This window comes from Streptomyces sp. CB01635 (assembly GCF_002803065.1).
GTDB lineage: Bacteria > Actinomycetota > Actinomycetes > Streptomycetales > Streptomycetaceae > Streptomyces.
The window spans coordinates 42,003-55,087 of record NZ_NNBL01000025.1; the positions used below are offsets into that span (position 1 = coordinate 42,003).

The following is a 13,085-nucleotide window of genomic DNA, read 5'->3' on the forward strand; positions in this document are numbered from 1 at the left end:
TACCCTTGAGCGCAAGGCCGCGCAGGGTGGCCATGGAGGAGTGAGATGAGGAGCAGTAACCCGGTCTTCTCGCGACGGGGGTTCAGCCGCGACAACGGCTACGCGGGCTTCAACGCGCAGCCGCAGGCCGGGGGACCCGCAGTCGGCACACAGGGGAACCCCTACGCCGGCGACAACCCGTACGCGCAGAATCCCTACGCACAGCAGGACCTGCAGTACGGCGCTCCGCCGCAGGCCCCGGCCACCACCGGCCGCATGACGATGGACGACGTCGTCATGCGCACCGCCACCACACTCGGCGTCCTCGTCGTGACGGCCGCGCTCGCCTGGGCGCTGCTGCCGGTCGACGACGCGCACATCAACAAGTCGTACGGCATCGCGATCGGCGCAGGCCTCATCGCGATGGTGCTCGGCTTCGTCCAGGCGTTCAAGCGCAAGGCTTCCCCGGCGCTGATCCTCACGTACGCGGGCCTCGAGGGTGTCTTCCTCGGCGTCCTGTCGAGCATCGTCGACAACCGCATCGCGAGCGGCGCGGCCATGCAGGCCGTGATCGGCACGATGGCGGTCTTCGTGGCCGTCCTCGTCGCGTACAAGGCGGGCTGGATCCGGGTCAACCGCCGGTTCTACGGCTTCGTGATGGCCGCGGCCATGGGCTTCATCCTGCTCATGGCGGTGAACCTGCTGTTCTCCGTCTTCGGCGGCGGTGACGGCCTCGGCTTCCGCAGCGGCGGCCTCGGCATCGTCTTCGGCATCATCGGCGTGCTGCTCGGCGCGTGCTTCCTCGCCCTCGACTTCAAGCAGGTCGAGGACGGCATCGCGTACGGCGCCCCGCGCGAGGAGGCCTGGCTCGCGGCCTTCGGCCTCACGATGACGCTGGTCTGGATCTACCTCGAGTTCCTGCGCCTCATCGCGATCCTGCAGGGCAACGACTGATCAGCCGGCAGCAGTACCTGAAAGGGCCCGCGCACCTACGGTGTGCGGGCCCTTTCATGGGTGCGGTCATGGGTGCGGTTGTCGTGGGGACGGTCGGGTCGGGGGTGGAACGCTCAGCCCAGGCGGCGGGCGGCCCGCCGCAGGTCGTACTCGTGGATGATCGCCTTGGCATGGCCGTACGCGAGGTCGTGCTCCCCGCGCAGCCAGCTGACCTTGTCTTCGAAGCGGAGGAAGCACGGGCCTTCCTCGACGGTGCGCAGCCAGTCGGAGATCTCACGACCGGTGCAGTGGGGGATGCGAGCCAGCAGATTCTGGTGGGTCTCCTGCGAGAACACTTGGGACATCGGCGCCTCCGGACGCATTGCGATGTAGCCGGTCCTTCAGGCCACCGTGCCTGAGCGTTCGGTTGTTGGCAACAGTCGAGGGAAGGCGCATAGGGTCGCGGCATGCTCGATACGACGCCGTTGACGGATGCAGTGGACCGATTCGCCGACCGGCTGCGCGCCGCGCCGCAGAGCCGGCTCCAGCGGGGGGCCGCCGCCGAGGCGCTCGCCCTCGCCAGGGAACTGTCCGCCTGGGCGCAGCGCCTGGAGGACCCGGAGGGACCCGTACGGGAGATGCCGGACGCCGGGATGTTCGCCGGGTCCGACCAGATCACCGTCGCCGCACGTGACCTGTCCGTCGTCCTGGAGGACACCGCCCAGCTGACCCAGGCGCTCACGCTTGTCGAGGAGGCACAAAAACGCGCCGGGGTGTGAGCCGACCCGGCGCGTTCTTCGATGTGTGGAGTTGGAAGCAGAGCGGGGGCGCTCAGACGGACGCTATGACCCGGTCGGCCAGGATGTAGACGTTCTCGTGGCCGCAGGCGAACGTGAGCGCGTACGCGCCCGAGACACCCGAGCCGCCGAGCAGCACGGGGGACTCGCCCTCGCGCAGCGCCGCGGCCAGCTGCTCCGCGGTCTCGCGGTGGCCGGGGGTCATGCAGAGCGTCGTGCCGTCCACGAAGACGTACACGTCGAGCGTGCCGAGCGGGCCCGGGCGCACATCGGCGAGCGCGGTGCGGGCGTCGGCCAGCTCCTCCAGACACGCCACCGTCCGCTCGTGGTCGCTGCTCCCGCCCGAGACGGGCGACTGCACCGGCACGAAGTCGGGGTGCGAGGGGTGACGGCGACGGGCGGCCGCGAGCTCCGCGGATTCCCCCGCGAACTCGTCCGCGCCCGCGTCGGCCGGCTCCACCACGGGCTCCAGGCCCGCCGCGAGACCCGGCTCGAGGCCCGCGAAATCGGCCTGGCGCGGCATGAACAGATCGTCACCGAGCCCCAGCGCGCCACCGAGCATGGACGGTGCGTCGGAGGCGTCCCGCGCCTCCTGCGCGGCCCAGAAGGCACGCGCCTCGGCGAGCTCACGCTCCCGCTCCTCGGCGAGGGCGTCGGCGACAGCCGCGCGTATCTCCTCGGTGTCGGGCGTGGTGCGCGCGGCGGGCACGCCACGACCGGCGCCGATGGCGCGGTCATGGGCGAGCTCGTCCCGCAGTTCGGTGATCTGCCTGCGCAGTCCGTGGACGGTGTGCAGGGCAGCGGCGCCCACGGCCGTGGCGGCGGCCGTGGTGATGAGCAAAGCAAAAGGCATGGCGCTCACTGACGTACTCCCGGTTTCAAGTCGACCCCCGACTTCCTACATCAGCTTGAAGCCTGGACCATCCCGCTGTCAGTGCATTACGTCACGAAATGGACAGCTCTTTTGGTCGGGTGTTTAGGGGTGTTATGCCCTGAGAGCCCTGCTGACCTGCAAAAACCATCTCCCCCAGGAGATACGTCACATCCTGGGGGAGATTGGATCACGATTCAGCAGAGGCGCAACCCCGCCCCTCGGGCCACCAGACTCAGCTGAGGCGCTCGACGACCATCGCCATGCCCTGGCCGCCGCCGACGCACATGGTCTCCAGACCGAACTGCTTGTCGTGGAACTGGAGGCTGTTGATCAGGGTGCCGGTGATGCGGGCGCCCGTCATGCCGAAGGGGTGGCCCACGGCGATCGCGCCACCGTTGATGTTCAGCTTGTCCTCGTCGATGCCGAGGTCGCGCGCGGAGGGGATGACCTGTGCGGCGAACGCCTCGTTGATCTCGACCAGGTCGATGTCGCCGATGCCGAGCCCGGCGCGCTTCAGCGCCTGCTTCGACGCCTCTACCGGGCCGAGGCCCATGATCTCGGGGGACAGGCCCGAGACGCCGGTGGAGACGATGCGGGCGAGCGGCGTCAGGCCGAGCTCGCGGGCCTTCGTGTCGGACATGATCACAAGGGCCGCGGCGCCGTCGTTGAGCGGGCAGCAGTTCGCGGCCGTGACCATGCCGTCGGGGCGGAACACCGGCTTCAGGCCCGAGACGCCCTCCAGCGTGACACCCGCGCGCGGACCGTCGTCCTGCGAGACGACCGTGCCGTCGGGGGTGGTGACCGGGGTGATCTCCCGCTCCCAGAAGCCGTTCTTGATGGCCTGCTCGGCCAGGTTCTGCGAACGCACGCCGAAGGCGTCCATGTCCGCGCGCGTGACGCCCTTCGTCCGCGCCAGGTTCTCGGCGGTCTGGCCCATCGCGATGTACGCGTCCGGGACGAGGCCGTCCTCGCGCGGGTCGTGCCACGAGGCGCCCTCGGACTCCGCGACGGCGGCCGTACGGGCCTCTGCCTCGGCGAACAGGGGGTTGTGCGTGTCCGGCAGCGAGTCCGAGTTGCCCTTCACGAAGCGCGACACCATCTCGACACCGGCCGAGATGAAGACGTCCCCCTCGCCGGCCTTGATCGCGTGCAGCGCCATGCGGCTGGTCTGCAGCGACGACGAGCAGTAGCGGGTGACCGTACATCCGGGCAGGTGGTCCATGCCCATCTGCACGGCCACGATGCGGCCCAGGTTGTTGCCCTGCTCGCCGCCGGGCAGACCGCAGCCGAGCATCAGGTCGTCGATGTCCCGCGGGTCGAGCTCGGGGACCTTGGCCAGCGCGGCCTGGATGATCGTGGCGGTCAGATCGTCCGGGCGCAGGTCCTTGAGGGACCCCTTGAAGGCGCGGCCGATGGGAGAGCGGGCGGTCGAGACGATCACGGCTTCGGGCATCACGGCTCCAAGAGGTCTACGCGTACGAGCTATTCGCCTACCAGCTGGGAAGTTACCTTCACGTACTGTCCGGGTCACCGGTGTGCGCGTGTGACTCCCACCGCATTTTTCTAAGCGCTTGCTCAGGGCTCCGCCAGGGTAGGGGGAGCCTGGCTCGGGGGTGCCACAGGGCCCTAGATGTTCAGCGGTGTCGGGTCCTGCGTCGTCAGACGCCGGCGCCTACGACGCTTCAGCAAAGCCCACGGCCCCCTCGGACCCGTCGGCATCGCCGGCGTCACCTCCGTGCCGCCCTCTCCGGCCGCCTGGGCCGCCGCCCTGGCCACCGGCAGGAAACCCTCGCGCCGCGACACGTCCGGACGCTCCTCCTCCGGCCACAGCCCCAGCGACGCGCACAGCGTCGGCAGCACCGCCATCGCCGCCGTCGCATACCCCTCCGCCGACGGGTGGAAGTTGTCGGGACCGAACAGCTCCCGTGGGTTCGCCAGGAACTCCGGGCCGAGCAGGTCGCCCAGCGACACCGTGCGCCCGCCCTGCTCCACCGTGCCGATCGTCTGCGCCGCCGCCAGCTGCCGCGAGGCCCGCCGGGCCAGATACCGCAGCGGCTGGTTCACGGGCTCGATCGTGCCCAGATCCGGGCACGTCCCCACGACCACCTCCGCACCCGCCGTACGCAGCCTGCGCACCGCCGCCGACAGATGGCGCACCGAGCGGGTCGCCGGCATCCGGTGCGTCACGTCGTTCGCGCCGATCATCACGACGCACACGTCGGGCACCCAGTCCGGATCCGAGAGGATCACCGCGACCTGACGGTCCAGATCGTCGGACCTGGCGCCCGGCAGCGCCACGTTGCGCAGCTCCACCGGCCGCTCGGCCACCGCCGCGAGCCCCGAGGCGAGCAGCGCGCCCGGGGTCTGCCGGGCCCGGTGCACGCCCTGCCCCGCCGCCGTCGAGTCACCCAGCATCGCGAACCGCAGCGGCTCCGTCTCCGCCACCTCCGCGGCCGGACGCTCGGCGAACACCCTCCCGTAGAGACCGTTCGCGGACGGGACCTGCACGCCTCCCCTGTTGTGGTTGCCCACCTGCCGCTTCGCCAGTTGGACCTCCGCGATCACCAGACCGACCGCGGCCGCGCCGACCAGACCGATACCACCGCCGCCGTACGCCGCGCCCGCGGCGATCCGCCGTGCCACCCTCGCCCTCGACATACGTCGCAGCCACCTGCCTCTGCGTAGTCCTTTTCAGCCGTACATCCAGTCATTGCCCCGTAAGTACGGTCGGCCAATCGCAACAGGCGATGAAGGGGCGGCACTCGGCTTACGCTGACCGCACATCACATCGCGGATCCCTCACAGATCCATCGCAGCCCGGAGACAACGGTGCAATTCCACGACTCGATGATCAGCCTCGTCGGCAACACCCCGCTCGTGAGGCTCAACAGCGTGACCGAAGGCATTCAGGCAACCGTCCTGGCCAAGGTCGAGTACTTCAACCCCGGCGGTTCGGTGAAGGACCGCATCGCCGTGCGAATGATCGAGGCGGCGGAGGAGAGCGGCGCGCTCAAGCCCGGCGGCACGATCGTGGAGCCGACCAGCGGCAACACGGGCGTCGGCCTGGCCATCGTGGCCCAGCAGAAGGGGTACAAGTGCATCTTCGTGTGCCCCGACAAGGTCTCCACGGACAAGATCAACGTGCTGCGGGCGTACGGCGCGGAGGTCGTCGTCTGCCCGACGGCCGTGGACCCGGAACACCCGGACTCGTACTACAACGTCTCCGACCGGCTCGTGCGTGAGACGCCCGGGGCCTGGAAGCCGGACCAGTACAGCAACCCCAACAACCCCCTCTCGCACTATCACTCCACCGGCCCCGAGCTGTGGGAGCAGACGGAGGGCGAGATCACGCACTTCGTGGCGGGCGTCGGCACGGGCGGCACGATCTCCGGCACCGGCCGCTATCTGAAGGACGCGAGCGAGGGCCGCGTACAGGTCATCGGCGCCGACCCGGAGGGCTCGGTGTACTCCGGCGGCTCCGGCCGCCCGTACCTCGTGGAGGGCGTGGGCGAGGACTTCTGGCCGACGGCGTACGACCGCACGGTCGCGGACGAGATCGTCGCGGTCTCCGACAAGGACTCCTTCCAGATGACCCGCCGGCTCGCCAAGGAGGAGGGCCTCCTCGTGGGCGGCTCCTGCGGCATGGCAGTCGTAGCGGCGCTCCGCGTGGCGGAGCGCCTCGGCCCCCAGGACGTGGTGGTGGTCCTCCTCCCGGACAGCGGCCGCGGCTACCTCAGCAAGATCTTCAATGATGAGTGGATGGCCGACTACGGCTTCCTCGCCGACACGGGCACGAGCGCGCGCGTGGGCGACGTGCTCCAGGACAAGGAGGGCGGCGCGCTGCCGTCACTCGTCCACATGCACCCGGAGGAGACCGTCGGCGAGGCGATCGAGGTGCTGCGCGAGTACGGCGTCTCGCAGATGCCCATCGTGAAGCCGGGCGCCGGCCACCCGGACGTGATGGCGGCCGAGGTCATCGGGTCCGTCGTCGAACGGGAGCTGCTCGACGCCCTGTTCACGCAGCGCGCCTCGCTCGGCGACCCGCTGGAGAAGCACATGTCGGCCCCGCTGCCACAGGTCGGCTCGGGCGAGCCGGTGGAGGACCTGATGTCGGTGCTCGGCTCCGCGGACGCCGCGATCGTCCTGGTGGAGGGCAAGCCCAAGGGTGTGGTCAGCCGCCAGGACCTGTTGTCCTTCCTCGCGAAGAGCGCGAGCGGCGGGAAGTAACGGGAGCGGGTTCGTGCAATCGGTACGAGCGCGACACGTGCGCGCAGCACCCGCTTAACACGGGTCCGGCACATTGGTGGGTGTCGGCAGGGGTGGGAGCGGCTCCCCGCCCAGGCCGGCACCGTAGCGGCGTCAAGGACCTCCGGAGCGGCTCCCGGACCTCCACGGACGCCTGCGGACGCGGTGACCCGGTCCTGACCCGGTTCCGTGTCCTTCGCGGGGACCGCCGTCGTCCCGCCCCCCGTTCACGGGGGTGCGGCGGTCCCCGCGCAACACTCTTCTGAGCCTTCTGAGCCTTCTGAGCGCTCTTCTATTCGACGAACAGGCTCCGTTCCGCGGCGCGCACGTCGAATTCCTCCAGGCGGGCCTGCGCCTCGGGCAGGTTGTCGCACATCGCTTCCAGGAGTACGCGGCCGAGCAGCATCGGTGAGCACGCCGTGTCGAAGGCGAGGCCCTCGCCGACCGCGGCGGGCAGGAGCAGGTCCGAGTGCTTGGCGACGGGGGCGAAGGCCGAGTCGGCGACGGTGATCACGGTGAGGCCGGCCGACTTGGCGTAGGCGAGCGCGTCGACGACTTCCTTGGGGTGGCGGGGGAGCGCGAAGCAGAGGAGCGCGGTGGCTCCGGCGCGGACCGCGGCGTCGACGCGGTCGGCGAGCATCGTGCCGCCCTCGTCGAGGAGCCGTACGTCGGGGTGGACCTTCGCCGCGAAGTACGAGAACCCGTAGGCCTGGGAGGCCGCGGCGCGCAGGCCGAGGACGAGGAGCGGGCGGGAGGCGGCGAGGAGGCGGCCCGCGCGTTCGATCGGGGCGGGGTCGGCGAGGAGCTGGGCGAGGTGGCGCAGGTTCTCGATCTCGGCCTCGACGGCCTGCTGGTACTCGTTGGCCGAGGCGGGGGTGGCGGGTTCGGCGGGGGCGACCTCGCGCAGGTGTTTGCGCAGGGCGGGGTAGCCGTCGAAGCCGAGTGCCACGGCGAAGCGGGTGACGGAGGGCTGGCTGACTCCCGCGAGTTCGGCGAGTTCCACGGAGGAGAGGAACGGGACGTCGGCGGCGCGGCGCACCATGCAGTGGGCGATGCGGCGCTGAGTGGGTGTCAGGCGGTGGACCTCGAAGAGCTGTTGGAGTCGTGCGGCAGGGCTGTCGTTCATTCCGTCCCCCCAGGGCGGTCTGATCCGGCTGTTGCGGTGGCTGTGGCCGGTCCGTCTGTTCCGTCGGCGATGCGGGTGAAGCTGTCCAGGAGTCCCGCCGCGGCCCGGGTGACATCTTCCGTCAGGGGGCGGTCGGTTGCGTCCTGGTCGAGGACCGTATCCGCGAGGGCGAAGGCGCGGCCGACCGGGAGTTCGGGGTCGGGGTGCATGTCGCGCTGGCGCAACGCCCGTACGGCGGCGACGAGTTCGCAGCCGACGACGAGGCGGTAGGCATCACAGATGCGCAGGGTCTGGCGGGCGGCGAGGGATGCGAAGCTGGCCTGTTCCTCGACGCCGCGGGAGAGGACCGCGTGGCCGAGTGACGCGGGGGCGGCGAAGGCGCGCAGGTCGCCGAGGGCCGCTCCGGCCGCGTATTCGAGGATCATCACGCCCGAGGAGGCGGGTTCGCCGTCGGCGAGGAAGGGGCGCAGACGGGTGTAGGCCGGTTCGTTGAGGGTGGACAGGCGTGAGGTGGAGAGCCGGGCGACCTGGGCGATGGCGAGCCTGAAGTGGTCGAGTGCCAGGGCGAGTTGGGCCATGTAGAAGCCGCCGTGGTGGTAGGCGGCCATGTCCTGGGGGGAGATGAGGGGGTTCTCGGCGGCGGCGTTGATCTCGACGGTGAGTACGTCTTCGAGGGCGTCGGCGGCGTCCTGGGCGGGGCCGTGGATCTGGGGGACGCAGCGGAAGCCGTACGGGTCCTGGATGCGGCCCAGCGGCGGGGTCGGGCGTTCGGGGGCCCCGAGGATCGCGCGCATGCGGGCGGCGACGGCGTACGAGCCGCGGTGGTGGCGGGCCTCGTGGACGGGTAGGGCGTACGCCTCGTAGGAGCCGTCGACGGCCAGCAGGGAGAGTGCGGCGACGAGCTGGGTGGCGGAGATCAGGTCGCGCAGTTCGTGGAGTGCGAGGGCCGACTGGCCGAGGGTGAGGGCGTTGCTGCTGATGAGGGCGAGGGCGTCGTTGTTGTCGAGGGGCTGGGCGTCGGGGGCGCCGTCGCCGCGCCAGGGGTGTTCGCCGGCGAGGGCGAGGCCCATCTGGGCGAGGGCGGCGATGTCGCCGGTGCCGACGGAGCCGAACTCGTTGACGACGGGGTAGGCGCCGGTCTCCAGGGCTTCGCAGAGCGCGGTGACGACGGTGGGGCGCAGTCCCGCGCCGCCGGCGAGGAGCTGGTTGGCGCGGACGGCTAGCATGGCGCGGACCTGCCGTGCGGGCAGCTCGTCGCCGATGGCGCCGGCGTGGCTGCGGAGCAGGCGCAGGCCGTGGTCGGCGGCGGCCTCGGTGGGCACGTCCTCGTTCCGGTTCGCGCCGACGCCGGTGGAGCGGCCGTAGACGCGGCCCCAGGCGGCGATCTCGCGGGCGGCGTTCCAGGACTCCTCGACGCGCTTCATGGCATCGGTGCCGGGCACGGGCCGGGCGGCGGAGTCGGCCAGGCGTACGACGTCGGGCACGGGGAGACCGTGTCCGTCGAGCACGACGACGGGCGTGAGGCCCGGGGTGGCCGTCATTCGGGGCTTACCCGCGGTGTCCGCGATGTGAGACGACATGGTGCGCCAAACCCTCCTCAAACGGACGTCTTGTCTCGTTCCTCGGCCGCGTTAACCAGCGATTTACCTGGTGATGTGCGCCGAGGCATTGACAACTTATTCAGATACAGAGAACTCTGCATGACGATATGCAGCCCGGGCAAGGGGACTCCACATGATCCAGTTCGATACGGTCCACAAACGCTTCCCGAACGGCACGACGGCAGTGCACGACCTGACGCTCGACATGCCGGAAGGGGGCGTGACCGTCTTCGTCGGGTCTTCCGGTTGCGGCAAGACGACCAGTCTGCGGATGATCAACCGGATGGTCGACCCGACCTCCGGCACCATCCGCGTCGGCGGCCGTGACGTCCTTGAGCAGGACGCGGCCGAGCTGCGCCGCTCCATCGGGTACGTCATCCAGCAGTCCGGCCTCTTCCCGCACCGCACCGTCCTCGACAACATCGCGACGGTGCCGCTCCTGCTCGGCTGGGGCCGGCGCAAGGCGCGGGCGCGGGCGGCCGAGCTCCTGGAGACCGTCGGCCTCACCGCCGAGGCCGGCAAGCGCTACCCGCACCAGCTCTCCGGCGGCCAGCAGCAGCGCGTCGGCGTGGCCCGCGCGCTCGCCGCCGACCCGCCGGTGCTGCTCATGGACGAACCGTTCGGCGCGGTCGACCCCGTCGTACGTACTCAGCTCCAGGACGAACTCCTGCGCCTCCAGCAGGAGTTGAACAAGACCATCGTCTTCGTCACGCACGACATCGACGAGGCCGTACGGCTCGGCGACCGGATAGCCGTCTTCCGCACGGGCGGTCACCTCGTCCAGTGCGCGCCGCCCGCCGAGCTGCTGGCCCGCCCCGCGGACGACTTCGTCGCCGACTTCCTGGGCGCCGAGCGCGGCCTGAAGCTGCTGTCCCTGACCACGCTCGCGGACGTCGGCCAAGGGCCGGCCCCGGAGGGCACCGGCTGGGAACTGGTCCTCGACGCGGCCCGCAAGCCGCTGCTGTGGCGCGACGAGGGCACCTCCGCCGAGGTGCCGGTGCGCCCGCTGCGGGACACGGACTCGCTCCTGTCGGCGCTGAACGAGTCGCTCGCGGCGCCCGGCGGCCTCGTGGCCAGGGTCGACGCGGCCGGCGTCCTGACCGGCGTAACGTCCCGCGACGAGATCCACGACCGCGCGGGCCTCGCCCACATAGCCGCCGGCACCCGCGTGGACGCGCCCGAGGCCGCCGACGACACCGGCGTCCACAAGGACGACACGGACGTCCAGAAGGACTCGGACGTGGCCTCATGACCATCGACTGGTCCTGGGTATCGGAGCACACCTCCGACCTCGCCACGCTCACGCTCTCGCACCTCCAGGCAGCGCTCTCCGCCGTCCTGCTCGGCCTGGTCATCTCGCTGCCGCTGGCCGTCGTCGCCCATCGCGTCAAGCCGCTGCGCGGCTTCCTGCTCGGGTTCTCGAACGTCCTGTTCACGATCCCGTCGATCGCGGTGTTCGTCCTGCTGCTCCCGGTCTCCGGCCTCACCCGCACCACCACGGTCATCGGCCTGACGATCTACACGCTCGTGGTGCTCCTGCGGAACACCGTCGAGGGCCTCGACTCGGTGCCGGCGAAGACCAAGGAGGCCGCGAAGGCCATGGGGACGCGCCCGCTGCGCACCCTGCTCACCGTCGAACTGCCCCTCGCCCTGCCGGTGATCATGGCCGGGGTGCGGATCGCGACCGTCATGGCGATCTCCCTGGTCTCCGTGGCGACGTACATCGGCGACGGCGGGCTCGGCCAGCTGTTCACCGACGGGTTCCAGCGCAACTTCCCGACCCCGGTCATCGCCGGCGTCGTGCTGACCCTGCTCCTGGCGCTCGCCGCGGACGCGGTCCTCGTCGCCGTGCAGTACGTGCTGACCCCCTGGACCCGCCGCCGGAGGAGTGCCTGAGATGTACGAGCTCTTCAAGAACCTCGGCGCGTGGCTGGTCGACGGCGACCAGTGGGCGGGCCCCGACGGCATCGGGCACCGCCTCGCCGAGCACCTCCAGTACTCGCTGCTCGCCACGCTCATCGCGGCCGTCATCGCGCTGCCGCTCGGCCTGCTCATCGGCCACACCGGGCGCGGCGCGTTCCTCGCGATCAACCTGTCCAGCTTCGGCCGCGCGCTGCCGACCGTCGGCCTGGTCGTCCTCGTCTTCCTGGCGAGCGGCCTGTCCATGTGGCCGGTCTACATCGCGCTCGTGGCCCTCGCGGTCCCGTCGATCGTCACCAACACGTACGCGGGCATGTCCGCCGTGGACCCGGAGGTCAGGGACGCGGCGCGCGGCCAGGGCATGCGCGGCCACCAGGTCCTGTTCCAGGTGGAGCTGCCGCTCGCGATGCCGCTGATCATGACCGGCCTGCGGCTCGCCCTGATCCAGGTCGTCGCGACGGCGACCATCGCCGCGTACGTCTCCTTCGGCGGCCTCGGCCGCTACGTCTTCGACGGGCTCGCCCAGCGCGACCTCGTGCAGGTGCTCGGCGGTGCCGTCCTCGTGGCGGTCGTCGCCGTCGTACTCGACCTCGCGCTCTCCGCACTGCAGCGCGCCCTCTTCCGCCACCGCCCCGCCAAGTCGGCCTAGGAGCACGCAAGATGAACCGCAGGACTGTCATCGGCGGACTGTTCGCCGCAGCCTCCGTCCCCGCGCTCGCCGCGTGCAGCGGCGGCATCACCTCTCTCGACGGCCAGGGCTCGGGCGGCGGGGGCGGCGGCTCCAGCAAGAACGGCGTCACCATCGGCACCGCCAACTTCACCGAGAACCAGGTGCTCGGCTACCTGTACGCGGCCGCGCTCGAAGCGGCCGGTGTGAAGACGAAGGTCCGCCCCAACCTCGGCACCCGCGAGATCCTCATCCCCGCCCTCGAGGGCGGCGACATCGACCTGCTCCCCGAGTACCAGGGCGCCCTCCTGCACTACCTCGACCCGAAGTCGACGGCCACCGAGGAGGGCGAGATGCAGAACGCCCTCGCCGTCGCCCTGCCCAAGGGCCTGCAGATCCTGCCCTACGGCCTGGCGGAGGACTCCGACGCGTTCGTCGTCACCGCCGAGACGGCGAAGAAGTACAAGCTGACCTCGCTCGCCGACCTGGCCGAGCACAACGGCAAGCTCGTCATCGGCGCCGCCCCCGAGGTGAAGAAGCGCCAGGTGGGCGCGGTCGGCCTGAAGGACGTGTACGGCGTCGAGTTCAAGGAGTTCAAGTCCCTCGACTCGTCGGGGCCGCTGGTCAAGGGCGCCCTGAAGAAGGGCGACGTCGACGTGGCGAACCTCTTCACCACCGACACGGACATCGTCGACAACCACTGGGTCGTCCTCACCGACCCCAAGAACCTCGTCCCCGGCCAGCACGTCGTCCCGCTCGTCGCCGACCGCAAGGCCGACTCGACGGTCCGCAAGGCGCTCGCGCGCCTGGGCAACGTACTGACGACGGAGCAGCTCACCGAGCTCAACCGGCAGGTGGACAAGGACAAGAAGGATCCCGAGGACGTCGCCGACGCGTACGCGCGTCAGCACGGGATCAGCAAGGGCTGAAGGAGAGTCGGATC

The 13,085-nt window shown here is 70.7% G+C and carries 13 protein-coding genes; 7 read left to right on the top strand and 6 right to left on the bottom strand.

The window, feature by feature from the left end; all coding sequences use genetic code 11:
* Positions 1-45: 45 nt before the first annotated feature.
* Positions 46-933, top strand: a complete 888-nt coding sequence (locus tag CG723_RS36985; protein ID WP_100597916.1) for a Bax inhibitor-1/YccA family protein — start codon at positions 46-48, stop codon at positions 931-933.
* Between the two features lie 113 nt (positions 934-1,046).
* Here the strand turns inward: CG723_RS36985 and CG723_RS36990 are convergent, their stop codons facing one another.
* Positions 1,047-1,277, bottom strand: coding sequence for a DUF4287 domain-containing protein (locus CG723_RS36990; protein WP_199842040.1), 231 nt, complete (start codon positions 1,275-1,277; stop codon positions 1,047-1,049).
* 102 nt (positions 1,278-1,379) lie between these two features.
* Between CG723_RS36990 and CG723_RS36995 the strand changes: the two genes are divergently transcribed.
* Positions 1,380-1,691 (top strand): hypothetical protein, encoded by a 312-nt coding sequence (locus tag CG723_RS36995; RefSeq protein ID WP_100597918.1) that lies wholly within the window; start codon positions 1,380-1,382, stop codon positions 1,689-1,691.
* Positions 1,692-1,743: 52 nt separating this feature from the next.
* Here CG723_RS36995 and CG723_RS37000 read toward each other — a convergent pair whose 3' ends face one another.
* From CG723_RS37000 to CG723_RS37010, 3 genes are all read right to left on the bottom strand, one after another.
* On the bottom strand, positions 1,744-2,562 hold the full coding sequence (locus CG723_RS37000) for a hypothetical protein (RefSeq protein ID WP_100597977.1): 819 nt from the start codon (positions 2,560-2,562) through the stop codon (positions 1,744-1,746).
* 253 nt (positions 2,563-2,815) lie between these two features.
* Positions 2,816-4,036 (bottom strand): acetyl-CoA C-acetyltransferase, encoded by a 1,221-nt coding sequence (locus CG723_RS37005; protein ID WP_100597919.1) that lies wholly within the window; start codon positions 4,034-4,036, stop codon positions 2,816-2,818.
* A 173-nt stretch (positions 4,037-4,209) separates the two neighbouring features.
* Positions 4,210-5,241 (bottom strand): SGNH/GDSL hydrolase family protein, encoded by a 1,032-nt coding sequence (locus CG723_RS37010; protein ID WP_199842041.1) that lies wholly within the window; start codon positions 5,239-5,241, stop codon positions 4,210-4,212.
* 171 nt (positions 5,242-5,412) lie between these two features.
* Here CG723_RS37010 and CG723_RS37015 point away from each other — a divergent pair, with 171 nt between their 5' ends.
* Positions 5,413-6,810: a cystathionine beta-synthase gene (locus tag CG723_RS37015; protein ID WP_100597921.1), complete on the top strand. Its 1,398-nt coding sequence runs from the start codon at positions 5,413-5,415 to the stop codon at positions 6,808-6,810.
* 310 nt (positions 6,811-7,120) lie between these two features.
* Here the strand turns inward: CG723_RS37015 and CG723_RS37020 are convergent, their stop codons facing one another.
* Entirely contained in the window at positions 7,121-7,954 is an 834-nt protein-coding gene (locus CG723_RS37020; protein ID WP_100597922.1) for a MurR/RpiR family transcriptional regulator, read from the bottom strand.
* Positions 7,951-9,534 carry an aromatic amino acid ammonia-lyase gene (locus CG723_RS37025; RefSeq protein WP_100597923.1) on the bottom strand — a complete coding sequence of 528 codons (1,584 nt, stop codon included), beginning with the start codon at positions 9,532-9,534 and terminating at the stop codon, positions 7,951-7,953. Before CG723_RS37025 ends, CG723_RS37020 begins: the two co-directional genes overlap by 4 nt.
* A gap of 154 nt (positions 9,535-9,688) precedes the next feature.
* Between CG723_RS37025 and CG723_RS37030 the strand changes: the two genes are divergently transcribed.
* From CG723_RS37030 to CG723_RS37045, 4 genes are read left to right on the top strand one after another with little or no spacing between them, the layout of a single operon-like run.
* The gene (locus CG723_RS37030) at positions 9,689-10,807 is read left to right on the top strand and encodes an ABC transporter ATP-binding protein (protein ID WP_234374711.1); all 1,119 of its coding nucleotides are present in this window, start codon (positions 9,689-9,691) and stop codon (positions 10,805-10,807) included.
* Complete coding sequence (locus CG723_RS37035) at positions 10,804-11,451, top strand: ABC transporter permease (protein WP_100597924.1); 648 nt, start codon at positions 10,804-10,806, stop codon at positions 11,449-11,451. The genes CG723_RS37030 and CG723_RS37035 overlap by 4 nt, the downstream gene beginning before the upstream one ends.
* 1 nt (position 11,452) lies before the next feature.
* Positions 11,453-12,124, top strand: a complete 672-nt coding sequence (locus tag CG723_RS37040) for an ABC transporter permease (RefSeq protein WP_100597925.1) — start codon at positions 11,453-11,455, stop codon at positions 12,122-12,124.
* Between the two features lie 11 nt (positions 12,125-12,135).
* Positions 12,136-13,071 carry an ABC transporter substrate-binding protein gene (locus tag CG723_RS37045; protein WP_100597926.1) on the top strand — a complete coding sequence of 312 codons (936 nt, stop codon included), beginning with the start codon at positions 12,136-12,138 and terminating at the stop codon, positions 13,069-13,071.
* Positions 13,072-13,085 lie beyond the last annotated feature (14 nt).